Here is a 24,563-nt window from a genome sequence, read left to right as displayed (position 1 = left end):
CCCGGGCTCTGGCCCGTCGTTTGCCGGGGTGACTACCCGGGCAGAGCGTCCCCCTCGTCCTTCAGATCCACCCCGCTTCGCCCGAGCGCCCGCGCCCCGCGCAGCAGCGCGGCCAGCTTCCGTGCCGCCGTCTCGTACGCCAGGCCCCTCGGGGGGCGGATATTGGAGAGGCAGTTGCGGGCGGCGTCGGTCGTCTCGCCGGGCCTCGGGCCGTAGGTGAGGTACGCGCCCAGGGAGTCCGCCGCCGACATGCCGGGGCGTTCGCCGACCAGGACCACCACAGACGCGGCGCCCATGGCGTGCGCGACGTCGTCGCCGAGGGCCACGCGGGCTTGCTCGGCAAGGACGACCGGGGCGACGCCGGTGCCGGGCGGCAGCGCGGCGGTCGTCGCCCGCACCACCGCCGCCGCGTGCTCGTGCACCGCCCGGCTCGACAGCCCGTCCGCGATCACGAACACCACGTCCCACTCCCCCGTCGGCAGGTGCGCCCGGTCGGTCGGATGCAGTCGGCGGCCCAGGTCGGGGCGCTGGAGGTAGGTCGGCCGGTCGGGGGCGGCACTGCGGACCCGTATCGTCGGCACACCGGTGAGCGCCGCGGCGATCAGGTCGGGGTCGAACGGCGAGTGCACGGCGTCCCGTGCTGCCGCGTGCGCGGCCTGAAGTTCCAGCCGGTGCCGGGTCGGCAGGCCTGAGCCCGCCCGGCCGAGGCCGATCCGGGCCTGGGTGTGGCGGCGCAGGGCCGACCAGAGGGCCAGGTCGTCGGCGCGCACGGGTGATTGGGTCATGCCGCCAGTTCCCTTCCGAACGCCGTCAGCGGATGCGCGCCCGCCGTATCGGACACGTCCCGGATCGCTCCCCGCTCGTCCAGCAGCCCGATGGATTCCAGCCACGCCTCGAACTCCGGTGCCGGGCGCAGGCCCAGCACCTCCCGCAGGTACAACGCGTCGTGGTACGAGGCCGACTGGTAGTTGAGCATGATGTCGTCGCCGCCCGGCGTGCAGATCACGAACGAGGCGCCCGCGACGCCCAGCATGGTCAGCATGGTCGCCACGTCGTCGTCATCGGCGTCCGCGTGGTTGGTGTAGCAGATGTCCAGGCCCATCGGCAGGCCGAGCAGCTTGCCGCAGAAGTGGTCCTCCAGGGCGGCGCGGAGGATCTGCCGGCCGTCGTAGAGGTACTCGGGTCCGATGAACCCGACGACCGTGTTGACCAGCAGCGGCTGGTACCGCCGGGCGACGGCGTACGCCCTCGCCTCCACCGTCTGCTGATCCACCCCGTGGTGCGCGTCCGCCGACAGGGCGCTTCCCTGCCCGGTCTCGAAGTACATGACGTTCTGGCCGACCGTGCCCCGCCCGAGCGAAAGGGCCGCCTCGTACGCCTCGTCCAGCAGTCCCAGCGTGACCCCGAAGGACGCGTTCGCCGCCTGTGTCCCCGCGATGGACTGGAAGACCAGGTCGACGGGGGCTCCACGGGCCATGAGGTCCACGCTCGTCGTCACATGGCTCAGGACGCACGACTGGGTCGGGATGCCGTACCGGGTGATCACCCCGTCGAGCAGCTCCAGCAGGTCCCGTACGGCCTTCGGGCTGTCGGTCGCCGGGTTGACGCCGATCACCGCGTCACCGGAGCCCAGCAGCAGTCCGTCCAGCAGCGCCGCCGCCACGCCCGCGGGGTCGTCGGTGGGGTGGTTCGGCTGGAGACGGGTCGCCAGCCGTCCCGGCAGGCCGATGGTCGACCGGAACGCCGTCACCACGCGCACCTTCCGCGCGACGGCCACCAGATCCGCGTTCCCCATCAGCTTGGACACCGCGGCCGTCATCTCCGGCGTCAGCCCGGGTGCCAACGCGGCCAGCGCCCGCGCGTCCGCCGCCTCCGACAGCAGCCACTCCCGCAGCTCCCCGACCGTCATCCCGGCCACGGGCGCGAAGGCGAAGGGGTCGTGGGTGTCGAGAATCAGCCGGGTCACCTCGTCGGTCTCGTACGGGACGACCGGCTCGGTGAGGAACGCCGTGAGCGGCACCTCGGCCAGCGCCCAGCGCGCGGCGACCCGCTCCCGCGCCGACGAGGCGGCGAGGCCGGCCAGCCGGTCGCCGGAGCGCTCGGGGCTCGCGGCGGCGAGCAGCCGGGCGAGGGAGTCGAAGCGATGGCGCTCGCCGCTGAGGGTGGAGGTGTAGACGCTCATGGCGGTGACCGTACGAGCCGCGTGTTGCCGCCAGATTTCTAAAGGTCTAGTTGACACACATTTAACGCGCCGACACCCTTGACCGACTCATTCGGGCCACAGAGTTCCACTCCAACGGCAGTGCGCAGAGCGCGATCAGGGCAACCAGGAAGGGGCCACCCGATGGCAGTACACGAGGGCGTCGCCCCAGAGGCGGACACTGTCGGCGAGGAACCCGTCCATCGCCTCAAACCCAACGCCATCGGCCTGCTCGGCGTGGTCTTCATGGCCGTCGCGACCGCCGCGCCGATCACCGCCATGACCGGGAACGTGCCCTTCATGGTGTCGTCCGGCAACGGCATCGGCGCCCCGGCCAGCTACCTCGTCGCAATGGTCGTCCTGGCAATCTTTTCTGTCGGCTTCACGTCGATGGCGAAGCACATCACCTCCACCGGCGCCTTCTACGGCTTCATCTCGTACGGCCTGGGCCGCACGGTCGGCCTCGCCTCCGGCCTCCTCGCGACCTTCGCGTACGTCGTCTTCGAGCCGGCCCTCATCGGCATCTTCTCGACCTTCGCGACGACGACCCTCAAGGACCAGACGGGACTGCACATCCCGTGGTGGTTGTTCGCGATCCTGATGCTCGCCATCAACGCGACGGGAACGTGGTTCGGCGTCTCGGTCGCCGAGAAGCTGCTCGTCGTGCTCCTGGGCACCGAGGTGACGATCCTCGCGGCGATGGCGATCTCGGTCGCCCTGCACGGCGGCGGCCCGAACGGCTTCACCTTCGGCCCGGTCAACCCGGTCAACGCCTTCCAGGGCACCTCCGCCGGCCTCGGCCTCTTCTTCGCCTTCTGGTCGTGGGTCGGCTTCGAGTCGACCGCGATGTACGGCGAGGAGTCCCGCGACCCGAAGAAGATCATCCCCAAGGCGACGATGATCTCGGTCCTCGGCGTCGGCGTCTTCTACGTCTTCGTCTCCTGGATGGCCATCACGGGCAACGGCGAGAAGGAGGCCGTAGCGGCCGCCTCCTCCGCGAACCCGCTCGCCCTGTTCTTCAACCCCACCGAGCAGTACGTCGGCCACTGGGCGGTCGTCGTCATGCAGTGGCTGATGATCACCGGCTCGCTGGCCTGCGGCATGGCCTTCCACAACTGCGCCGCCCGCTACATGTACGCGCTGGGCCGCGAGGGCGTCCTGCCGTCCCTGAAGAACACCATCGGCCGCACCCACACCCGGCACGGCTCCCCGCACATCGCGGGCCTCGTCCAGACCATCGTGAGCGCCGTACTGATCGCGGCGTTCTGGATCGCGGGCAAGGACCCGTACGCCGGCCTGTACGTCCTTCTCGCCATCCTCGGCACCATGGCGATCCTCGTCGTCCAGGCCGTGTGCTCCTTCGCGGTGCTGGCGTACTTCCGCTCCCACCACCCGGAGAGCCGGCACTGGTTCAGGACGTTCGCCGCCCCGCTCATCGGGGGCGTCGCGATGCTCGCGGTGGTGGTGCTGCTGGTGTCCAACATGGGCGTGGCGGCCGGCTCGGAGTCCGGCTCGCTGGTCCTGAAGGCGACTCCGTGGCTGGTCGCCCTGGTCGCGGCGACGGGCATCGGGTACGCGCAGTACCTGAAGCGGCGGGACCCGTCCCGGTACGCGCTGCTGGGGCGGACGGTGTTGGAGGAGACGAAGGAGCGTTAGGGGCGCGGCGCCGGGGGGCGCCGCAGGAGGGTCAGTGCGGTGGCGGGCACGGGAAGCGCCGAAGGCGTCTCCGTGCCGTGGCAGGCGCCAGGTGTATTGATCAATACAGCTAGGAAGCGCCGAAGGTGTGGTCACGGTGGACGCGCCAGCGTTCCATCATGGCCGCGACCTCGGCGTCGAGGAACTCGAAGAAGGCGAGCGTCTCGGCCATCCGGCGGCCCGCGGGGGTGTGTGCGCCCAGGCTGGTGACGCCTTCGCGCAGGGCGCCCTCCCACCGCTTGAGGACTGCCTCGCGGTTGGTCAGGGCCTCGTACCACTGGTCGCCGTGCACCCGGTAGCGCTCCCGGCGCGAGCCGGGCTCCCGCTCGCGCGACACCATGTGCGTCTGGGCCAGGTAGCGCACCGCCCCGGACACCGCCGCGGGGCTGATCTTCAGCTGTTCCCCCAGCTCGGCGGAGGTCATCACGCCCTCGTCGGAGGCGAGCAGCGCGGCGAAGACCCGAGCGGCCATGCGCTGCATCCCCGCCTCGACGAGTTGCGCCGCGAACGACTCGACGAACCTCGACACGGCCTCCATGTCCCGCCCGGCCTCGGCTTCTTCCGTCATGCATTCATCCTATCCGGGCTTCATACGCTTCCTTAACTTCACAAATTTCTGAAAGAAGCGTACGTTCTGAAGCATGACGAAGGCCATCAGCGTCTCCGGGCTGCACAAGTCGTTCGGCGGGACGCACGCGCTCGACGGCCTCGACCTGGACGTCGAGTCCGGTGAGGTCCACGGTTTCCTCGGCCCGAACGGTGCCGGAAAGTCCACCACAATCCGTGTCCTGCTCGGCCTGCTGCGCGCCGACTCGGGCGCCGCGCAGGTCCTCGGGCGCGACCCGTGGGCGGACGCGGTGGAGCTGCACCGCCGGATCGCGTACGTCCCCGGCGATGTGACGCTGTGGCGCAACCTCTCCGGCGGCGAGGTCATCGACCTCTACGGCAGGCTGCGTGGCGGTCTCGACGCCTGCCGTCGCGCCGAGCTGATCGAGCGGTTCGAGCTGGACCCGACGAAGAAGGGCCGGACGTACTCGAAGGGCAACCGGCAGAAGGTCGCCCTCGTCGCCGCGTTCGCCTCGGACGTCGACCTGCTGATCCTGGACGAGCCGACCTCCGGTCTCGACCCCCTGATGGAGGAGGTCTTCCAGCGGTGCGTGGAGGAGGAACGGGACCGTGGCCGCACCGTCCTGCTCTCCTCGCACATCCTGAGCGAGGTCGAGGAACTCTGCGACCGGGTGAGCATCATCCGCCGGGGACAGACCGTCGAGACCGGCTCACTGGCCGAGCTGCGGCACCTCACCCGCACCAGCGTGACCGCCGAACTCGCGGGCCCGCCGGGCGGGTTGGCTGGGCTGCCGGGCGTGCACGACCTGGCCGCCCAGTCGATGGAAGGGGGCCGGGGCTGCCGGGTCCGCCTCCAGGTGGACACCGACAAGCTCGACGCCGTACTGCGCTCGCTCAGCGAGTCCGGCGTGCGGTCGCTGACGTCGAAGCCGCCGACGCTGGAGGAGCTGTTCCTGCGGCACTACCAGGAGGACGTGGTCGCTCAGGGGGCGGCCCGATGACCGCGACCACCTTCGACCCGCGGCCCACCGACTCGCAGCCCACCCGCTCACCGGCCACCTCCGCACGCCAACTGGCCGGAACCGGCGTCCTGTTGCGGTTCGCGTTGCGCCGGGACCGCGCGATGATCCCGATCTGGGTCGCGGTGAACGCGCTCATGGTCCTGTCCATGCCGAACACCCTGGAGGGCCTCTACGCCACCCCCGCCGAACGCGCCGACCTGTTCACGCAGATGTCGACCAACTCCTCGCTGCGCGCGATGGTCGGCCCGGTCTTCGGCGACTCGATCGGTGCGCTGACCGCCTGGCGGGTCGGCGTGTACGCGGGTGCGCTGGCCGCCGTGACGAGCCTGCTCGTCGTGGTCCGGCACACCCGGGACGAGGAGGAGAGCGGCCGTCAGGAGCTGCTGGCCTCGGGCATGGTGGGCCGCCGGGCCTCCCTCACCGCGGCCCTGCTGGCGGCGGCGGTCGCGAACGCGCTGCTGGCGCTGCTGGTCGTGGCGGGCCTGGCCGCCCGGGGAACCACCGGCGCGGTGGCGCTCGGGACCGGGATCGCGGGCGTCGGCATGGTCTTCGCCACGATGGCGGCGATCGTCGCGCAGCTCACGGAGAGCGCGCGGCTCGCCCGCGGACTGACCGCCGCGGTCCTCGGCGCCGCCTTCGTGCTGCGCGCTGCGGGCGACTCGGCCACTTACGACGGTTCCTCGGTGCTGACCTGGCTGTCCCCCCTTGGCTGGCTGGAGAATCTACGGCCGTACGCGGACGAACGCTGGTGGGTACTGCTCCTGTTCGCGGCGGCGGTCGCCGGGCAGGCGGCGGTGGCGTACGCGCTCGCCGGGCGGCGGGACGTCGGGCTGAGCTTCCTGCCCACCCGGCCGGGTCCGGCGTACGGCCGCCTGGGTTCGGCGGCGGCGCTGGCCTGGCGGCTGCAGCGCGGCAGCGTACTCGGCTGGAGCATCGGCTTCCTCCTCGCCGGCCTGGTCTACGGCGGCATGACCGAGGGCGCGGCCGACCTCGTCGGCGACAACGACAACGCCCGCCAGATCATCGAACGGATGGGCGGACAGGCCGGCCTGACGGACGCGTTCCTGTCGGCGATGGTCGGCATGCTGGGCCTGGTCGCCGCGCTCTACGTCGTCGCCTCCGTCCTACGACTGCACGGCGAGGAGACCTCCGGGCGCGCGGAACCGGTGCTGGCGAACGCGGTGGGGCGGCTGCGGTGGGCCGCCGGGCATCTGGTGATCGCCTTCGGCGGGGCCGCGCTGATCATGCTGCTCGCCGGTGTGGGCTTCGCCGTCGGCTACGGCAAGGAGGCCGGGCCGATCCTGGGCGCCTGCCTCGTGCAGGTGGCCGGCGTCTGGGTGGTCGGCGGTCTGGCGGTGCTGCTGCACGGAGTGGTGCCCCGGGCGGCGATGGCGGCCTGGGGTGTGGCCGGGGCGGTCCTGCTGATCGGCTGGGTCGGCCCCGCGCTGGACGTTCCGCGGGCGGTCCTGGACCTGTCCCCGTTCGGCCACCTTCCGAAGCTGCCGGGCGGGGAGATGGAGTGGGGGCCGGTACTGGTCCTGCTGCTGGTCGCGGTCGCTCTGACGGGGGCGGGGCTGGCGGGACTTCGGCGGCGTGACATGACGGCGTGACGTCATGCCGTCGTGGCCGTGAGGGGTGTTCCTGCCGCGGTGCGGGCCGGACGGCTGGTCGGGGGTGCGTGCGAACCGCGTGCGGGCGGCACGCGTCCTTGCGGGCATGAAACGGAATGCCGTGGGGTGCGGTGGCTGTCTGCTGTCGATGGTGGGCGCGTTGGCGGCCACCGGGCTGTGGCTCTCCTCCGCCCGCACCCGCGTCCACCTCGGCGGCGGCTTCGAGAACGAGGGCATGGACCTCAGCGTCCTGGTCACCGAACTCCCCCTGGTGTTCCTCGCGGGAGCCGCCCTGCCGGCCCTCGCCCACGCCCTGCTCGCACGGGCGCTGGGCGGCAGACGGGGCGCCTCAGACGACCACCGGTAGGCTCTCCAGGCCCCGGATCACGAAGTTCGGCTTCCGCTGCGGCTGTGCCGCCAGGCTCAGCGTGGGGGCCTTCTCCAGGAGTGCCGTCATGGAGGCCGCCAGCTCGATGCGGGCCAGAGGGGCTCCGATGCAGTAGTGGATGCCCGCGCTGAAGGAGATGTGCGGGTTGTCCTCCCGGGTCAGATCGAGCCGCTCGGGGTCATGGAAGACCGCCGGGTCGTGGTTGGCGGACCCGAAGAGCATGGCGATCTCGGCGCCCCGGGGAATCACCGTCCCGTCGATCTCGATGTCGTCCAGCACCCAGCGTTCGAAGAGCTGCAGCGGGGTGTCGTAACGCATCAGCTCCTCCACGGCGGACGGGACCAGACGGTGGTCGGCGCGGAGGGCGGCGAGCTGGTCGGGGTTGCGGAACAGGGCCCACCAGCCGTTCACCGTGGCGTTGACCGTCGCCTCGTGGCCGGCGTTCAGCAGCAGCACGGCGGTGGAGATCATCTCCTGCTCGGTGAGACGGTCGCCCTCGTCGTGCGCCGCGATCAGGCCCGAGATGAGGTCGTCGCCGGGCTCCTTACGGCGCACGGCGATCAGTTCCCGCAGGTAGTCCGAGAACTCGACGGACGCCCTGACGGCCTTCGCCGCCGTCTCCTGCGACGGGTTCAGCTCGTACATCCCGCAGATGTCCGCCGACCAGGGCCGCAGCGGTGCCCGGTCCGCCTCCGGGATCCCCAGCATCTCCGCGATCACCGCGACCGGCAGCGGCTCCGCAACGTCCGTCAGCAGATCACCGCCGCCGGCCTCCACCAGCGCGGACACCAGCTCACCGGCCAGCCCGCGCACATACGGCCTCAGCCGCTCCACCGTCCGCGGGGTGAACGCCTTCGAGACCAGCCGCCGGATCCGGGTGTGGTCCGGCGGCTCCAGGTCGAGCATTCCGTGGTCGTTGAGCGTGTGGAACGGCTCGTGCTGCGGCGGCGGTTCCGTCCGCCCGAAGTCCTCGTGGGTGAACCGGTGCTGATACGTCCGCCCCAGCCGACGGTCCCGCAACAGCGCCGAGACGTCCGCGTGGTGCGACACCAGCCACTGATCGGTGGGCTCGTAGTGCAGCACGCGGCCACGCTCCCGCAGTTGTGCGTAGGCCGGGTACGGGTCGGCGAGGAACGCCGGGTCCCAGGGGTCGAACGCGAGGTCAAAAACGGCTGCCATGCCGGGACGCTAGCCCGCCGTCCCACCGTCTGACCAGGGGTGTCGACTCGGCGTCGCCGCAGAGGCCCCACCAGCGGCGGGTCCTCCTCAGCCCGGGGTGACCAGCCTGGCCTCGTACGCGAACACCGCCGCCTGGGTGCGGTCCCGCAGGCCCAGCTTCACCAGGATCCGGCTCACATGCGTCTTGATCGTCGACTCGGCCACCACCAGCCGCTCCGCTATCTCCGAGTTCGACAGGCCCTGCGCGATCTGCACCAGCACCTCCGTCTCCCGTTCGGTCAGGTCGCCGTAGGCCGCCTGCGCGGAGGGCGCGAGACGTGGGGCGGCGGACAGCTTGGAGAACTCGGTGATCAGCCGCCTGGTCACCGAGGGCGCCAGCAGGGCCTCCCCGGACGCCACCACCCGTACCGCGTCGGCGAGTTGACGGGCCGAGGCGTCCTTGAGCAGGAAGCCGGAGGCTCCCGCCCGGAGCGCCTGGTACACGTACTCGTCCAGGTCGAAGGTGGTCAGCACCAGCACCTTCGTCGCGCCGTCCGCGGCGACTATCTCCCGGGTCGCCTCTATGCCGTTCAGCTCGGGCATGCGGATGTCCATCAGCACCACGTCCGGGGCGAGTTCACGGACCCGGTCGACCGCCTCCCGTCCGTTGACCGCCTCGCCGACGACCTCGATGTCCGGCATCGCGTTCAGCAGGACCGAGAAGCCCTCGCGCACCATCATCTGATCGTCCGCGATCAGGACGCGGATGGTCATGCGTCACCCTCACTCACCGTGGTCACCGCGGTCACCGGCAGGAACACCGTCACCTCATAGCCTCCGTCCTCCGACGGGCCCGCCGTCATCTCGCCGTTCAGCATGGAGACCCGCTCCCGCATACCGGTGATGCCGTGCCCCGCTCCGGGAGAGGGCTTCACCAGGGACGGCTCGGGCGGCGGACCGTTGACTATCCGCAGGCCCAGCCCGCCCAGGACGTACCCGATCTCCACCCGGGCGCCGGCCCCCGGCGCGTGCCGCAGGCTGTTGCTCAGCGCCTCCTGCACGATCCGGTACGCCGACAGCTCCACGCCCTGCGGCAGTTCGCGCACCGCTCCGGTCACCGTCTTGTCGACGCTCAGGCCCGTGTCCCGCACATTGGCGAGCAGCAGGTCCAGGTCGGCGAGGGTGGGTTGCGGGGCGTCCGGGGCCTCGTAGTCCTCGGCGCGGACCACGCCCAGCACCCGGCGCAGTTCGGTGAGGGCCGCCACCGCGTTCTCCCTGATCGTGGCGAAGGCCCGCTCCAGCTCCGGCGGCGGGTTCTCCACCCGGTAGGGGGCGGCCTCCGCCTGGATGGCGACGACGGACATGTGGTGCGCGACCACGTCGTGCAGCTCGCGGGCGATCGTCGTGCGCTCCTCCAGCAGGGTGCGGCGGGAACGCTCGTGTTCGGTCACGGTCTGCTGGGCCGTCACCTCCTTCTCGGCCGTCCGGCGGGTGTGCCAGACGGCGACGACGAGGAGGATCAGCGCGGAGACGACCAGCATGGGCCCGGTGTTCGAGGAGTAGTGGCCCCCACCCAGGGTGACCTCCGACCCTATGCCGTACACCCCGGTCGTGATCCACATCCAGGCCGCCGTGCGGGGCCCGGTGCGGATGGCGGCGACCGTCAGGACGACCAGGTGGGCGGCGAAACTGCCGGCCGGCCACGGCCAGTCGTCCCAGCTGTTGCCGAGCACCGCCGCGAACGGCGTGGCCGCGAGCGAGAACCAGAACGCGCCCGTCGGGCGCAGCAGAACCAGCAGGACGGGGAACAGGGCCAACAACATGGTCAACGAGCTGAGGCCGCCGTTGTCGTCCGCCTCGTTGGCGGCGGCGGCGATGATCGCCGCCAGCATCCCGGTAAACGCCACCAGGGCGTGCGGCGTCCAGGCCGCGTAGTCCCGCAGGCGGCCAGGGAGCCGCCTGGTCACGGGGCCGTCGACGCGCATACGGGGCAGCGGATCGTAGGCGAAGGCGTCGGTGAACAGCTCCTGCCGCAGGCCGCGCAGGGCGTCCGCGGCCAGCCGGTACTCAGGGCTGCGGGCTCTGGTTCCGCCCTGCGGCGTGGGGTGCGTCTGGGTCGTCTCGGTCACATACAGAACGGTAGGTGGAGGACGGGGTCGCGGTCGTCACCAGTGAGAGGGGTCCTTCGGGGTCCCTCTCAGGTACTACGGACACCGGCTGCCCTCACCTGCACGGGGCGTCGCGGGTCGGCATTCAGTACCCGGCGGGACGCACCAGTCCCGACTCGTACGCGAACACCGCCGCCTGTGTGCGGTCCCGCAGGTTCAGCTTCACCAGGATGCGGCCCACGTGCGTCTTCACCGTCTGCTCGGCGACCACCAGACTCTCGGCGATCTCCGCGTTCGACAGGCCCCGCGCGATCAGCGCCAGCACCTCCGTCTCCCGTTCGGTCAGACCTCCGACGCGTTCCTTGAGCGGGGCGCGGGGCCGGTCGCCCAGGCGGGAGAACTCGGCGATCAGCCGCCGGGTGATGCCCGGCGCGAGCAGTGCGTCGCCGGCCGCCACCACCCGTACCGCCTCGGCGAGTTGGTCCGCGGACGCGTCCTTCAGCAGGAACCCGGACGCGCCGGCTCTGAGCGCCTCGTACACGTACTCGTCGAGGTCGAAGGTGGTGAGCACCAGCACTCTGATGTCGGGCTGTTCGACCGTGATCCGGCGGGTCGCCTCGATGCCGCCGAGCTCCGGCATCCGGATGTCCATGAGGACGACGTCCGGGGCGAGTTCGGCGACCTGGGCGATCGCGTCCAGGCCGTCGACCGCCTGGCCGATCACCTCGATGTCGGGCTGGGTGTTCAGCAGAACCGTGAAGCCCTGCCGGACCATCTGCTGATCGTCCGCGATCAGTACGCGGATGGTGCCGCTCGTCATGCGGATGGTGCCGCTCGTCATACGGTGTCGCCTTTCGGGTCGGTGGCCGGGTCCACGTACACGATGTGGCCCCGCGCCTCGTGGGGAGAGGCTTCCGTCGCACCGGGCGCCCGGTGTGCGTAGGTCAGGCCGTCGGCGAGGGTGGCCACCGGGATGAACGCGTACACCTCGTAGCCGCCGTCTCGTCCCCTGGGCTCGGCGAACATGGCGCCGCCGAGCATGGTGGCCCGCTCCCGCATGCCGAGCAGCCCGTGCCCGGCGCCCTGCGACGGCGGCGCGGGTCTGGTGGGCGGCGAGTTGAGCACTCTCACGGTCACGCCGTTCGGTGCGTAGTCGAGTCGGACGCGGGCGGTCGCGCCGGGCGCGTGGCGCAGTACGTTGCTCAGCGCCTCCTGGACGATCCGGTACACCGACAACTCCACGCCGGGCGGCAGGACCCGCCGCTTGCCGACGACGTCGAGGGTCACGGTCAGGCCGGCGGCCCGGGTGTTCTCCACCAGCGCGGGGAGCCGGTCCAGGGTGGGCTGCGGGGCGTGGGGGGCGGTGCCGGTGCCGGCCTGGTCGGGCAACTCCGGCCGGTCTGGGTGCTCCGCGCGCAGCACACCCAGGACCCGGCGCAACTCGGTCAGCGCGTCCAGCGCGTTCTGCCGGATGCCGTCGAGATTCTCCTTGAGTTCGTCCGGCGGGTTCTCGACGAGGTGCGGGGCGACCTGTGCCTGGATCGAGATGACGGACATGTGGTGGGCCACCACGTCGTGCAGTTCGCGAGCGATGCGGTTGCGCTCCTCCAGCAGGGTGCGCCGCGCCCGCTCCTCGGCGGTCATCGTGGTCTGCCGACCGAGTTCCGCGCGGGCCTCGCGGCGGCCACGCACCGCGATGCCGAGCACGACGACGACCACGGACAGACAGACCGCGAGCTCTCCGGTGGAGGAGTGGGTCGAGGCGCCCCACATCTCCTGGAGGACGTAGGTGACCAGCGCTGTCAGCACCAGCGCCTCGGCGGACACCCGGGTGCGCACGCGTAGCGAGAGCAGCAAGAGCACGAACAGATGCGCGGTGATCCCGGCCCCCGTCCAGGGCCAGGTGAAGTGTTCCCCAGCCTGCGCGCCCAGTCGGCTGTGCACCGCGACGGCCTCCGTCACCGTGGCCGCGATCGACAGCCACCACGCCGGGATGGGCCGTCGCAGCGCGAGTACCGTGGCGCCGCCCTGCGCCGCGCCGACCAGTACGGCGAACCCGGAGCTCAACTGCCCGCTGTCCTGGAGCTGGGCCATGTCGCCGAGTCCGATGCCCAGCGCGGCCAGGCACACCACACCGTGCGGCAGCCAGCGCACCCATACGGACGGGGGCAGCGGATCCAGCCGGACGGTCCACAGGTCCTCGCGCAGCACCCGCAGCCGACGCAGGACATGGCGCACGATCACGTGCCGGACCCCCGTCTTCATCACATGGCCAACCCTAAGCACCGCGTACCGCCTTGGCTCTGCTGGAGTGGGGATGCACGTGGACGACTCGGGAGCGGCCGGGAGTACGGCGGGGTACCTGTTCGTGGGAGCGAAAGGCCAGCCAGCAGACGGCCAGGGCCAGGGTCAGCACCGGCAGCCAGGCCAGGCGGGCCGCGACCCAGTCCAGGCCGTCGGGGGTGGTGTGCAGGCCGGGCAGCCGGCCGGCCAGGAGTCCGGTGGCCGTGGTGGCCATGAGGGCCGTCTGGTGCCAGAGGAATATCGTCATCGCGGAGAGGTTGATGAGCGCCACCGCCGCCCAGACCGGCGGGCGTCGCATGGTCCGGCGCAGTCGGTCGCGCAGGAGCAGGGCCAGGCCGCACTGGGCGAGACCGAAGGTGACCACGGCCAGCGTCGGCGGGTTCAGGTTGGAGACCGCGGCGCCGGGCACGCCGACCATCGACGCCGGGTAGCCGGCGAACGCCACCAGCAGTGCCGTCGTCACCGCGCCGCCCGCCAGCAGCAGCACGCCCGCGCGACGACTGTCCAACTCGCCCCGCGTCCAGGCCGCGCCCAGGGTGTAGGGCACCAACCAGCCCGCCGCCACGTTCACCCAGCCGAGCCAGGACGGGCCGCCGAGGCCGAAGCGCAGAAGGTCCACATGGAGAACGACGGCCAGCGGCCAGAGAGGGTTGAGCCGGAGCAAGAGCGGGGTTGCCGCGGTGAGGACGGCAAAGACCAGCAGGAACCACAGCGGGGACAGCGCCAGCTTGACCAGCGTGCGCACGGTCGCGAACTCGGCGCCCGTCAGGAGGAGGGCGGTCGCCGTCACCGTCCACAGGGTGAGGACGGCCGTCACCGGTCTGAGCAGGCGGGCCAGCCGGGCCGCCAGCCACTGGGGGTACGTCGTGCCCCTGGCGCGGGCCGAGGTGTAGCCGCGGGTCGCCACATGACCGCCCACCAGGAAGAACACGGCGAGGGTCTGGAAGGCCCAGGAGATCGGGGCCAGCCAGGGCATCTGCTGGAGCGGGCTCGCGGTGCGCAGTCCACCGCCGTGGGCGACCAGGGCGGTCACCAGCCAGTGGCCGAGCACCACGCCGAGTATCGCGAGGGCGCGCAGCGCGTCGACGGCACGGTCCCGCTCGGCGGGGGTGGCGGCGTCGACCCGGTCGGCGCCCTCTCGTATGCCCGCCCACAGGCGGTGCGGGGTCTTCGTCTCAGGCACGGGTGACCTCCGAGGTCGCTCCGAGGACGATCCGGGCCAGGTTGGTCAGCGAGACCGAGCCCGGTGCGAAGTAGTCGCTGTGACCGCCGTCGCCGGCGGCGAAGACGCGGGCCCCGAACGAGGGGGAGACCGGATCGGTGCCGAAGCCGACGGTGGTGCCGAACAGGTCGGCCTTGACGTGCGGCACCTCGCCCACCCAGTCGTCGAGGCCGCGGGCCGCCCATACACGGGCTCGGGTGCGCAGGCCGGCGGCGGTGTCGGCGCCGGTGCCGGGGCTGCCGACCAGGGCGATGTCGTCCACGTCCAGGCCGGCGGCGGCACGCCCGCAGACGACCGAGCCGTACGAGTGGCACAGCAGGGAGAGCTGGGCCTTCTCCCCGGCGATGCCGCGCAGTCGCCGTATGAAATCCCGCAGCTGCGGGGCGGCTTGTTCGGCGCGGCCGCTGGTGGCGACCGTGAAGCTGACGGTGGCCGGTGTCTCGTAGCCGAGCCAGGCCACGACCGCGGTGCGGGGCGCGGTCCCGGGAGCCGTGCTCTTCGCGGTCTGTCGGTTCAGTTCCGTCCACAGGTGGGTCGCCGTGGCGCGGAAGCGGGCGTAGGTGTCGAGTGAGGTGTCGGAGCCGGGGACCAGGACCGCGACGCGGTCGGCGTGCGCCAGGTCGCCGAGGACCTCCGCCGTACGACCGGCACCGCGGCCGTCGAAGGTGAGGAAGTGACGGGAGGGGGCGGCGATCGCGCGGTCCGTCGCGGCGCGTGCCCGGTCGCCGTGGGCGTCGGCCATCCGGGACGCCTGCTCGGCGTTGGCCCGGTTCGCCGCGTACGCGTCCTCCAGGGTGGTCGCCGTCACCTTGCCCAGGACGGCGGGAGTCGGTGCGGGGATCGTGGGTCGGGCGGCGCCGGAGAGGGGCACCACGAGGGCCGCGGTGACGAGGACGGCGAGAAGACCACGCCGCCACCTCTGCGCACGGCGCCTGCCCCCGCCCCCGTCCCCGTTCCGGTCTCGTGCCCCTGCCCCTGCCCCTGCCCCTGCCCGCGAATCAAGCCCCACCGTCGGGTTCCTTCCAGTCCGCCCGGTCATCGGGCTTGTATGGAAGGGAAGTTACGGATCCGAGCTCGTCGTCCGCGTCACGCCCGGGAGCTCACCTGCGATGTAGCTCTCAGGTACTACGGGTACGACCGGGACGGGTCAGGGGCAGCCCGACGAGGGCACCGGGCCGGACCGGCACCCGCGAAGGTCACCACGCGGCACTGCACTCACGCAGGTCACCACGCCAACTGCGCGATCTCCTCAGCCACCACCGCGCACGCGTCGGCGGCCGGGTCGATCAGCGGGAAGTGGCCGACGTCCGCCAGCATCGTCATGCCCACGACCTCGCCCGCCTTCGCCGCCGCGTCGGCGTACGCCTCTGCGACCGCTTCCGGGACGACCCCGTCCGCGCGGCCCTGGACGATGGTCGTCGCGATGCCGGTGGGGAGCAGGAGCGCCGGGTCGGCGTAGGGCCGGCGTTCGGTGAACTGTTCGCCACCGCCCAGCAGTTGACGGCACGCGCCACCGCACACGTCCAGCTTCTCCGCGACCGCGAAGTCGGCGATCGGGGCGAGCGCGACCACGCCCCGCAGCGGGGCCGGACGGTCGATGCGCCACGGGGCGTCGGCGGGCAGGAGGTGCCGGGCCGCCGCCCACAGGGCGAGGTGGCCGCCCGCCGAATGGCCGGTGATCACCATGCGGCGCGGGTCGGTCTGCGGGAGAGCCGCCCGGGCCAGGGCGGGCAGCGCGTCCAGCGCGGCGGCGACGTCGTCGAAGGTGTCCGGCCAGCGGCCCGCGACCGGCCCGGCCTCGCCCTCGTTCCCACCCTCGCCCTCGTTCCCGCCCCCACGCGAGTCTTCCTCGCCCGCACCTCCGCGCGGATCCTCCGCGCTGTCGCCCCCGCGCCGGTACTCCACGCTCGCCACGCCGAACCCTCGACGCGCCAGGAAGTCCGCGAACGGGGAGATGTGGCGGCGGTCGTACGGCGCCCGCCAGGCGCCTCCGTGCAGCACGACGACCAGCGGCACCGGGCCGCCCGGGCCCACTCCCTCGTGCGGGGCGTAGAAGTCGATCACCTGGTCGGGGTGACCGCCGTACGCCGCGGAGGTGTCGGGGTCGACCGCCGGGTGCGAGAAGGCCGACTCCTCTTCGGCGGCGGCACGGGCAGCTTCTCCATCGCGAGCTGCGGCGTCGTCCGGCATGCTCCAACCTCTCAGCGTCGAAACCTATTTGACGGACCGGGAAAGATCCCCAGGAGAGAATTCGGCCGTTGGCGGGGACGGTACCAGGCCCATGACGTGCACGGACACGGGGATGTCACGCTCGGTGAGGCTCGGACGGCTCTATTTCCGCGTCGCGCCGAAGGGGCCCACCCGCCCGGGGACCGACCCGTGCACCATGCGGGCCGTTATGTCCGCCGTGTCCGACACCGTGTGTCCCGGAAGACGTACCGCCCGTGTACACAGACGGTAGCCCCGTCAGGCGCCCCCGCCCCGCAGGACCCCCGCAAGCACCCCCGCCGCCCGCTCCACATCCGCGAACCCGACGTACAGCGGTGTGAACCCGAAGCGCAGCACGTCGGGGTGCCGGAAGTCCCCGACGACGCCCTGTCGGATCAGCCGCTCCATGACCTGGCCGGCGTCCGCACAGCGCAGCGCGACCTGGCTGCCCCGCTCCCCGTGGGGCACCGGAGTCAGCGATTCCACGCGGCCCGCCGGAACGTACTCGGCCACGCACTCCAGGAAGAAGTCCGTCAGCGCGAGGGACTTGGTGCGGACGCTCTCGATCGAGACGCCGTCCCACACCTCCAGGGCCGCCTCCAGGGCGAGCATGGAGAGGATGTCGGGCGTGCCGACGCGTCCGCGCGGGGCGCCGGCGGCCGGTGTGTAGTCCGGACGCATGCCGAAGGGGTCGGCGTGCGAGTTCCAGCCGGGCAGCGGGGAGTCGAAACGGTCCTGCAGTTCGCCGCGTACGTACAGGTACGCCGGTGAACCCGGGCCGCCGTTGAGGTACTTGTAGGTGCAGCCCACCGCCAGGTCGACCCCGTGCTCGTCGAGCCCGACCGGCAGGGCGCCCGCACTGTGGCACAGGTCCCAGACGGCGATCGCGCCCGCCGCGTGCACTGCGGCCGTCAGGCCGGGCAGGTCGTGCAGCCGGCCGGTGCGGTAGTCGACGTGGTTCAGCAGCACGGCGGCGGTACGGTCGCCCAACGCCCCCGGGATCTCCGCCGGTGTCACCGGGCGCAGGGTGCAGCCTGTCATCCGGGCCGCCGACCCGGCGATGTACCCGTCGGTGGGGAACGTGGTCGCATCGACGACGATCTCGTCACGACCGCCGCGATCACCGCCATCGCCACCGTCACCGTGGCCACCACCGCCACCGCGGCCGTCACCGCGGCCGCCACCGTCACCGCGGCCGTCAGCGAGCCGCGCCAGCCGCACCGCCCCCACAAGTGCCTTGAACACGTTGACACTCGTGGAGTCGCCGACCACGATCTGTCCGGCCGCCGCGCCGACCAGCGGGGCGATCCGGTCGCCGATCCGCTCGGGCGCGGTCCACCAGCCGCTCTCCTCCCAGGAACGGATGCGCAGCTCGCCCCACTGCCGCCGTACGACATCCTCGACGCGCCCGGGGACGCCCGCCGGGAGCGCGCCGAGCGAGTTCCCGTCCAGGTACACGGCCTCGTCCAGGACGAACCGCGCACGCACCCCCGCCAGTTCGTCACCGGCGTCCAACTCACGTGCTTTGAAAGCGAGTTCAGACATGCGAGCGCGCCGTCCACAGCTCCGGGAACACGTTCTTCCGGGCGCGCTTCTCCAGCCAGGCGACCCCGGCGGAGCCGCCCGTGCCGGCCTTGGAGCCCATCGCGCGGCGGGTGGCGACCAGGTGGTCGTTGCGCCAGCGCCACACCAGCTCGGCCACGTCGGTCAACGCCTCACCGAGGCGGGCGAGTTCGTCGCTCTCGTCACCGGAGTAGAGGGCCGTCCAGACGGCCTCGACCTCGTCGGACGGCTCGTACCGCTGCGAGACGTCACGCCGCAGCACCGCCCCGGGCACGGCGTGCCCGCGCCGGGCCAGCAGCCGCAGCACCTCGTCGTACAGGCTCGGCTCGTGCAGCGCCTTCTCCAGCTCGGCGTGCACCCGGGGCGCGCTGCGGTGCGGGACCAGCATGGAGGCGGACTTCTCGCCGAGCAGGAACTCCATCCGGCGGTACATGGCCGACTGGAAGCCGGAGCCTTCCCCGAGGGCGCTGCGGTACGCGTTGAACTGGGCCGGGGTGAGCTGTCCGAGCGGCCGCCAGGAGGCGTTCAGCGCCTCCAGCTCCCGTACCGAACGCTTCAGGGCGGCGACCGCCACCGGTACGTCGTCCTCGCGCAGGGCCTGCGACGCGGTCTCCCACTCGTGGACGATGACGGTGAACCACAGCTCCATCACCTGGGTCGTGACCAGGAAGACCATCTCTCCGGGATCGTCGGAGAGGGTGCGCTGGAGGTGGGTGAGCACGTCCGCCTGTACGTAGTCCTCGTACGGGGTCGTGCCGTGGAAGTCGAGATGCGGGGTCTCGGGCTCCTGCGTTTCCTGAGCCTCGTGGGACATCGCTGTCTCCTGTTGTGTACTCCGGGTAGCGGTCCGCCCCTGCCGTTACCGACACGGGGCCCCGGTCCCCGCCGGGCATCCTCTTCGATGGTCCGCCGAAAAGGCAAGGCCCGCCTGTTCACGCAGGCGGGCCCGGGAGGGAGGACGTCTCAGCCCAGGGTCTGGGCGGCCGCCGGGGAGGAGTCCTTCAGGAACTGGGAGCAGCGCTCGTACTCCTCCTGCTCGCCGATCGCCTGCGCGGCGCGGGCGAGGGCGTGCAGGGCGCGCAGGAAGCCCCGGTTGGGCTCGTGCTCCCAGGGGACCGGCCCGTGACCCTTCCAGCCGCTGCGGCGCAACGCGTCCAGGCCGCGGTGGTAGCCCGTACGGGCATAGGCGTACGACTCCACGACGCTGCCCCGCTCGAAGGCCTCGTCGGCCAGCTGGGCCCAGGCCAGCGAGGAGGTCGGGTACTTCGCGGCCACATCGGCGGGCGCGGTACCGCCGGCGAGCAGCTCCCGCGGCTCGGGGTCGTCGGGCAGGTGGGTCGGGGGCGGGCCCCCGAGAAGGTTCTCGTGAATGGACATGGGACAAGTCTCCTCCATCCGAGGCGCGACAGCCCGCCACCGTGCTCCGAGGGCCGCCACCACCGTCGCCCGTCCCTCTACACAACCGCCCAGCCCCAGTCCCAGCCCCCTACGACAACCGCCCAGCCCCAGTCCCAGCCCCCTACGACAACCGCCCCCGAGCCCGCTCCCCCTCCAGTGGCGGCGCCGTCACGGACCCGTGCGTCAGGCACTCCGGCGTACGGCAGCCCGGCGGGGGCTTCCGTACCGTCGCGAGGGCCACCGCCGCCCCGACCGCGAGCACCGCCGCGCACACCACCATGGCCCGCCCGAACGCGGCGTCGAAGGCCTGCGGTGACCGGTACGACTCCTCCCCCATCCCGGTGATCAGCGGCAGCGCGGCCACCGCGATCAGGCCCGCCGCCCGGGCCGCCGCGTTGTTGATGCCGCTGGCCAGCCCGGCCCGCGCGGTGTCCACGGACCCGAGGACGGTCGCCGTCAGCGGAGCCACCAGGGTCACCATCCCCAGCCCCAGCACCAGCAGCGCGGGCAGCACATCGGTGACGTACGAGGCCCCCGGCCCGACCCGCAGCATCAGCAGCATCCCGGCGGCGCACAGCAGCGGCCCCACCGTCAGCGGGATCCGCGGCCCGATCCGGGTCGCCAGCTCACCGGAGCGCGCGGACAGCAGCAGCATCAGGGCGGTCGTCGGCAGCAGGGCCGTACCGGCGCCGAGGGCCGTGTAGCCGACCGCCACCTGGAGCTGGAGCGCGGCGAGGAAGAAGAACCCGCCGAAGGCCGCGTACACGCACAGCGTGACCAGGTTGACCGCGGTGAACTGGCGGGAGGCGAAGATGTCGAGCGGCATCATCGGGTCGGGCCGGCGCTTCTCCACGTTCACGAACGCCACCGCGGCGGCCAGACCGGCGACGGCCGCGACCACGACGACCAGGGTTCCCGAGCGGGCCTCGATCAGCGCGTACGTGACCAGCGCGAGCGCCGCCGCGCCGAGGACCGCGCCGAGCACGTCGAAGCGGCCGTGGGTACGGCTGTCCGCCGACTCGGGAACATGCCGTACGGCAATCGGGGCGCACAGCAGCGCCAGCGGCACGTTGAGCAGGAACACCCACCGCCAGCCGGGCCCGTCGACCAGCCAGCCCCCGACGAACGGTCCGACGGCCGCCCCGACCCCGCCGAACCCGGACCACAGGCCGACGGCGCGCCCCCGGTCGTCGGGGTGGAAGGAGGCCTGGATGAGGGCAAGGGAGCCGGGGGTGAGGAGTGCGCCGCCGACCCCTTGCAGTGCACGGGCGGCGACCAGGACCCCGGCGTTCGGGGCGATGCCGCACAGCAGGGAGGCCGCGGCGAACCAGACGACACCGACGACGAAGACCTTGCGGCGGCCGAGGCGGTCGCCCAGGGAGCCGCCTAGCAGGATCAGCCCGGCCAGCGTCAGGGTGTACGCGTTGATCGTCCACTGGAGGGCGGCGAGGTCGGCGTCCAGGTCACGGCCGATGCGGGGCAGCGCGACGTTGACGACGGTCGAGTCCAGCAGCGCCATGCTGGAGCCGAGGACGGTGGTGAGCAGGATCCACTTGCCCTGCGGGGAGGCCAGCCGGACATCGGGCATGCCCCAGGTATACAGCGAGCCCGGTGCCGTGGCACCGGGCTCACCTCAAGCCGCAGCTAAACCGTTAGAGCACGGGAGCTACTTGATCTTCGTGCCCGCCGAGCGCAGGTTCTGCGTGGCCTCGACGACACGCGCGGCCATGCCCGCCTCCGCCAGCTTGCCCCAGGTGCGCGGGTCGTAGGTCTTCTTGGAGCCGACCTCGCCGTCGACCTTCAGGACGCCGTCGTAGTTGCGGAACATGTGGTCGGCGACCGGACGCGTGAAGGCGTACTGGGTGTCGGTGTCGATGTTCATCTTGACGACGCCGTTCTCCAGCGCGGTGGCGATCTCCTCCGCGGAGGAGCCGGAGCCGCCGTGGAAGACGAAGTCGAACGGCTGGGAGCCGGCCGGCTTGCCGTACTTCGCGGCCACGCCGTCGTTCAGCTGCTTCAGGAGCTCGGGACGCAGCACCACGTTGCCCGGCTTGTACACGCCGTGGACGTTGCCGAAGGAGGCGGCCAGCAGGTAGCGGCCCTTCTCGCCCAGGCCCAGCGCCTCGGCCGTACGCACCGCGTCGTCGACCGTGGTGTACAGGGAGTCGTTGATCTCGTGCGAGACGCCGTCCTCCTCGCCGCCGGTCGGGGTGATCTCCACCTCGAGGATGATCTTGGCGGCGCGGGCCTTCTCCAGCAGCTCCTCGGCGATGGTCAGGTTGTCCGCCAGGGTCTCCGCGGAGCCGTCCCACATGTGGGACTGGAACAGCGGGCCCAGACCGGCCTGGACGCGCTTCTCGGAGATCGCGATCAGCGGACGGACGTACGTGTCGAGCTTGTCCTTGGGGCAGTGGTCCGTGTGCAGGGCGACCGTGACCGGGTACTTCTCGGCGACGATGTGGGCGAACTCGGCGAGCGCGACCGAGCCCGTCACCATGTCCTTGCTGTACTGACCGCCCAGGAACTCGGCGCCACCCGTGGAGATCTGGATGATGCCGTCGCTCTCCGCCTCCGCGAAGCCGCGCAGCGCAGCGTGCAGGGTCTGGGTCGAGGTCACGTTGATGGCCGGGTAGGCGAACTTGCCTGCCTTCGCCCGGTCGAGCATCTCGTTGTAGACCTCGGGGGTTGCGATGGGCATCTGTCCGCTCCTTGGTATGTGCGGTTGGCGTTCTGCTGCTACGGCCCTGACCTAGACCTTGGGGGTGACGTCGTCGTCGGGCCCATCTTTCCAGACTTGACCCGCCGGACCCTTCCTGGTGTCCAAGGTGTGGATAACCCGGCGCTGTGGACAACTCAGTCCAGGCCCAACTCGTCCTTGGAGTAGGCGAAGAGGTACGGGACACCCGCACCCTCCTGGATCTTCTCGGCGGCGCCGGTCGCCCGGTCGACGATGGTCGCGACGGCGACGACCTCGGCACCCGCCTCCCGCACGGCCTCGACGGCGGCGAGCGGGGAGCCCCCGGTGGTGGAGGTGTCCTCGACGACCAGGACCCGGCGGCCCGCGATCTCCGGCCCCTCCACCCGCCGCTGCAGCCCGTGCGCCTTGGCCGCCTTGCGTACGACGAAGGCGTCCAGCTTCCGGCCGCGGGCGGCGGCCGCGTGCAGCATGGCACCGGCCACGGGGTCGGCGCCCATGGTCAGCCCGCCCACCGCGTCGAACTCCAGGTCGGCGGTCACCTCCAGCAGCACCTGTCCCACCAGCGGGGCGGCCTCGCCGTCGAGGGTGATGCGTCGCAGGTCGACGTAGTAGTCGGCCTCCAGACCCGACGACAGGGTCACCTTGCCGTGCACGACGGCCTTGTCCTTGATCTGCTGCAGCAGCGCGCCGCGAACGTCAGTCATGCCTGTCAGCTTAGGGGTCCTTACAGGCGACGCCACGTCCACGTGGTGGTGGCCTCGAGCGGCTCCAGCGGGGTGACCAGCCGCGGCAGAGTGTTCAGTCCATCGGGCGGTCCGGTCTGCGGCTCCACACACACGGCCGCCTCCTGCTCGTCGTACACGACGACCCACTGTTCGGGGCTGGTGACCCGCAGCTCCAGCCACCCCGGCCAGGTCAGCGTGACGTCGACGCCGTCCGGCATGCCGAAGCAGTCGTCCCAGGGGCCGGGCTTCGGGTCGAGACGGTTGCCGGTCGGCAGGTGGTCGTCGCCGCGCTCCTCCTGCCAGGCGGCCGAGAAGTCGAGCGTGACGTCCTCCCGCCCCAGGTTCCGGTTGAACCAGGGGTGCCAGCCGATCTGGGCCGGGAAGGAGGAGTCGTACGTCTCCACGGACATGGTCAGCTTCAGCGCGTCCCCGGTCAGGCCGACCACCTGGGTGACCCGGCCCGGGTAGGGCCAGGGTTCGACCAGGTCGTACGTGATGACCGCCTCGTCGTCGGTGACGCGGGCGGTGCGCCAAGCACCGTCGCGGGCGGTGCCGTGGATGGCGTGCGGCGGGGAGTTGAGCGGCATCTGGTGGACCAAGCCGCCGTCCCTGAACCGGCCGTCCCTGGTCCGGCCGCACCAGGGGACCATCGGGAAGCAGCCGAAGCGCTCGCCCTGCCTCAGGAGCTCGACCCCGTCGACCCGGAGCCCTCCGATACGGCCACCGTTGCCCGGCTGCACGGTCACTTCCGCGTCGCCCGCGGTCAGTGTGATGTCTTCGTTACTCACGGGACGACCCTACTGGGGTGATCAAGGGGGCGGTCACCGGCGTTTGCGCAGCACTCTGGTCACGACGATCGCCGATGCCAGCGCCGCCGCGGCCATCGGCGCGGCCCAGCGCAGCGTCTGGTTGGGGGAGATCGTCTGCGGGGCCGGAACGGGGGCGTAGCGGCCGCGCGGCGGCGCGTGGTCCACCTCCTCCGCGCTGCGACCGATCATCGTCCGGCGCGCGTGTGCCGCCTCGGCGGGCGGTCCACCGGCGTCCTCGAAGCGCTCGGGGAGGGACGACGGAGGGGCCTCGGCCTCGAAGGCGGGGGACGCCTCGGGAGGCGCCGGGGGCTCCGGAGGGGTGGGCGGAGTGGGCGGGGTGGGAAGGTCGGCGACCTGGGGATCCTCGGGCTGCTCGGGCTGATCGGACTCCTGCCCGCCCGGCGCCTCCCGCTCTCCCTCCGCCCCCGGGCCCTCCGCGGCGCCCAGGTTCTCCGCGAACCGGCTGAGCAGACGGGTGGCGGCCGAGGCGACCGCGTCCGGCGGCAGTTCCGTCACCCGGCCGTCCGCGGCGGCGGTCCCCGAGAAGGTCACCGTGGAGCCCCCGTCCGCGTCCCGCACGGACATCGTGAGCGTCAGCTTCACCGTGCCGGTGCCGCGGGCCTCGGTCGCGTCGCCCTCGACGGCGTACGAACCGTCGTCCCGCCCGGAGATCCGCAGCGATCCGCGGTAGGTGATGGAGTGACTGCCGACGCGCACCTTCAGCCGCCCCGTGACGGGCTCGGCGCCGGCGTCCTGCTGGAGCCCCGGAATCGCCCGGGCGACCCGCGCGGGGTCGGCCAGTGCCTCCCTGAGCCGCTCGGCCGGAACCGGAACGAACACCTCATGCTCCATATCAGCGGACTCTACCCAGTGGGCGCCGTCGTGCAC

General features: G+C 72.0%; 23 protein-coding genes. 4 read left to right on the top strand and 19 right to left on the bottom strand.

Annotated elements, in window-relative coordinates:
- Nucleotides 1-32: 32 nt before the first annotated feature.
- Nucleotides 33-785, bottom strand: coding sequence for an ethanolamine ammonia-lyase subunit EutC (gene eutC / locus ABZ027_RS14690; RefSeq protein ID WP_356768047.1), 753 nt, complete (start codon nt 783-785; stop codon nt 33-35).
- On the bottom strand, nt 782-2,182 hold the full coding sequence (locus tag ABZ027_RS14685; protein WP_356768045.1) for an ethanolamine ammonia-lyase subunit EutB: 1,401 nt from the start codon (nt 2,180-2,182) through the stop codon (nt 782-784). Before ABZ027_RS14685 ends, eutC begins: the two co-directional genes overlap by 4 nt.
- 162 nt (nt 2,183-2,344) lie before the next feature.
- Between ABZ027_RS14685 and ABZ027_RS14680 the strand changes: the two genes are divergently transcribed.
- The gene (locus tag ABZ027_RS14680) at nt 2,345-3,856 is read left to right on the top strand and encodes an APC family permease (protein WP_356768043.1); all 1,512 of its coding nucleotides are present in this window, start codon (nt 2,345-2,347) and stop codon (nt 3,854-3,856) included.
- A 109-nt stretch (nt 3,857-3,965) separates the two neighbouring features.
- On the opposite strand, the gene ABZ027_RS14675 is transcribed toward ABZ027_RS14680, so the two are convergent.
- Nucleotides 3,966-4,463 (bottom strand): MarR family transcriptional regulator, encoded by a 498-nt coding sequence (locus tag ABZ027_RS14675; protein ID WP_356768041.1) that lies wholly within the window; start codon nt 4,461-4,463, stop codon nt 3,966-3,968.
- 73 nt (nt 4,464-4,536) lie between these two features.
- Between ABZ027_RS14675 and ABZ027_RS14670 the strand changes: the two genes are divergently transcribed.
- The 3 genes from ABZ027_RS14670 to ABZ027_RS14660 all read left to right on the top strand — a co-directional run bounded on the left by ABZ027_RS14670 (nt 4,537) and on the right by ABZ027_RS14660 (nt 7,461).
- The gene (locus ABZ027_RS14670; protein ID WP_356768039.1) at nt 4,537-5,463 is read left to right on the top strand and encodes an ABC transporter ATP-binding protein; all 927 of its coding nucleotides are present in this window, start codon (nt 4,537-4,539) and stop codon (nt 5,461-5,463) included.
- Entirely contained in the window at nt 5,460-7,094 is a 1,635-nt protein-coding gene (locus ABZ027_RS14665) for an ABC transporter permease (RefSeq protein ID WP_356768037.1), read from the top strand. Before ABZ027_RS14670 ends, ABZ027_RS14665 begins: the two co-directional genes overlap by 4 nt.
- A gap of 106 nt (nt 7,095-7,200) precedes the next feature.
- A complete protein-coding gene (locus ABZ027_RS14660; RefSeq protein ID WP_356768035.1) occupies nt 7,201-7,461 on the top strand; it encodes a hypothetical protein in 261 nt (86 codons plus the stop codon).
- Here the strand turns inward: ABZ027_RS14660 and ABZ027_RS14655 are convergent.
- From ABZ027_RS14655 to ABZ027_RS14580, 16 genes are all read right to left on the bottom strand, one after another.
- Nucleotides 7,444-8,661, bottom strand: a complete 1,218-nt coding sequence (locus ABZ027_RS14655) for a cytochrome P450 (protein WP_356768033.1) — start codon at nt 8,659-8,661, stop codon at nt 7,444-7,446. The two genes, ABZ027_RS14660 and ABZ027_RS14655, sit on opposite strands and share 18 nt — an antisense overlap.
- Before the next feature lie 87 nt (nt 8,662-8,748).
- Entirely contained in the window at nt 8,749-9,414 is a 666-nt protein-coding gene (locus ABZ027_RS14650; RefSeq protein ID WP_356768031.1) for a response regulator transcription factor, read from the bottom strand.
- Nucleotides 9,411-10,769, bottom strand: a complete 1,359-nt coding sequence (locus ABZ027_RS14645; protein ID WP_356768028.1) for a histidine kinase — start codon at nt 10,767-10,769, stop codon at nt 9,411-9,413. Before ABZ027_RS14645 ends, ABZ027_RS14650 begins: the two co-directional genes overlap by 4 nt.
- 124 nt (nt 10,770-10,893) lie before the next feature.
- Nucleotides 10,894-11,568 (bottom strand): response regulator transcription factor, encoded by a 675-nt coding sequence (locus tag ABZ027_RS14640; protein ID WP_356768193.1) that lies wholly within the window; start codon nt 11,566-11,568, stop codon nt 10,894-10,896.
- 17 nt (nt 11,569-11,585) lie between these two features.
- Nucleotides 11,586-13,013, bottom strand: coding sequence for a sensor histidine kinase (locus ABZ027_RS14635; protein ID WP_356768191.1), 1,428 nt, complete (start codon nt 13,011-13,013; stop codon nt 11,586-11,588).
- A 13-nt stretch (nt 13,014-13,026) separates the two neighbouring features.
- Nucleotides 13,027-14,235, bottom strand: coding sequence for an acyltransferase (locus ABZ027_RS14630; protein ID WP_356768026.1), 1,209 nt, complete (start codon nt 14,233-14,235; stop codon nt 13,027-13,029).
- The gene (locus ABZ027_RS14625; RefSeq protein WP_356768024.1) at nt 14,228-15,148 is read right to left on the bottom strand and encodes an alpha/beta hydrolase; all 921 of its coding nucleotides are present in this window, start codon (nt 15,146-15,148) and stop codon (nt 14,228-14,230) included. Before ABZ027_RS14625 ends, ABZ027_RS14630 begins: the two co-directional genes overlap by 8 nt.
- A 350-nt stretch (nt 15,149-15,498) precedes the next feature.
- Nucleotides 15,499-16,464, bottom strand: coding sequence for an alpha/beta hydrolase (locus ABZ027_RS14620; protein WP_356768022.1), 966 nt, complete (start codon nt 16,462-16,464; stop codon nt 15,499-15,501).
- 276 nt (nt 16,465-16,740) lie between these two features.
- Nucleotides 16,741-18,027, bottom strand: coding sequence for an aminotransferase class V-fold PLP-dependent enzyme (locus ABZ027_RS14615; RefSeq protein ID WP_356768020.1), 1,287 nt, complete (start codon nt 18,025-18,027; stop codon nt 16,741-16,743).
- Nucleotides 18,020-18,859, bottom strand: a complete 840-nt coding sequence (locus tag ABZ027_RS14610) for a tryptophan 2,3-dioxygenase family protein (RefSeq protein WP_356768018.1) — start codon at nt 18,857-18,859, stop codon at nt 18,020-18,022. Before ABZ027_RS14610 ends, ABZ027_RS14615 begins: the two co-directional genes overlap by 8 nt.
- 149 nt (nt 18,860-19,008) lie before the next feature.
- Complete coding sequence (locus ABZ027_RS14605; RefSeq protein WP_356768016.1) at nt 19,009-19,422, bottom strand: DUF3151 domain-containing protein; 414 nt, start codon at nt 19,420-19,422, stop codon at nt 19,009-19,011.
- A 142-nt stretch (nt 19,423-19,564) separates the two neighbouring features.
- The gene (locus ABZ027_RS14600) at nt 19,565-21,031 is read right to left on the bottom strand and encodes an MFS transporter (protein WP_356768014.1); all 1,467 of its coding nucleotides are present in this window, start codon (nt 21,029-21,031) and stop codon (nt 19,565-19,567) included.
- Between the two features lie 78 nt (nt 21,032-21,109).
- Nucleotides 21,110-22,141 (bottom strand): class II fructose-bisphosphate aldolase, encoded by a 1,032-nt coding sequence (gene fbaA / locus ABZ027_RS14595; RefSeq protein ID WP_356768012.1) that lies wholly within the window; start codon nt 22,139-22,141, stop codon nt 21,110-21,112.
- Between the two features lie 155 nt (nt 22,142-22,296).
- On the bottom strand, nt 22,297-22,845 hold the full coding sequence (gene pyrE / locus ABZ027_RS14590) for an orotate phosphoribosyltransferase (RefSeq protein ID WP_356768010.1): 549 nt from the start codon (nt 22,843-22,845) through the stop codon (nt 22,297-22,299).
- A 20-nt stretch (nt 22,846-22,865) separates the two neighbouring features.
- Nucleotides 22,866-23,654 carry an aldose 1-epimerase gene (locus ABZ027_RS14585; protein ID WP_356768008.1) on the bottom strand — a complete coding sequence of 263 codons (789 nt, stop codon included), beginning with the start codon at nt 23,652-23,654 and terminating at the stop codon, nt 22,866-22,868.
- Nucleotides 23,655-23,687: 33 nt separating this feature from the next.
- Entirely contained in the window at nt 23,688-24,527 is an 840-nt protein-coding gene (locus ABZ027_RS14580; protein WP_356768006.1) for an SRPBCC domain-containing protein, read from the bottom strand.
- Nucleotides 24,528-24,563 lie beyond the last annotated feature (36 nt).

This window comes from Streptomyces sp. NPDC006332 (assembly GCF_040612855.1).
Lineage (GTDB): Bacteria > Actinomycetota > Actinomycetes > Streptomycetales > Streptomycetaceae > Streptomyces.
Note: the sequence above shows the minus strand (reverse complement) of the source record. Positions and strands in the feature narration are given on the sequence as shown.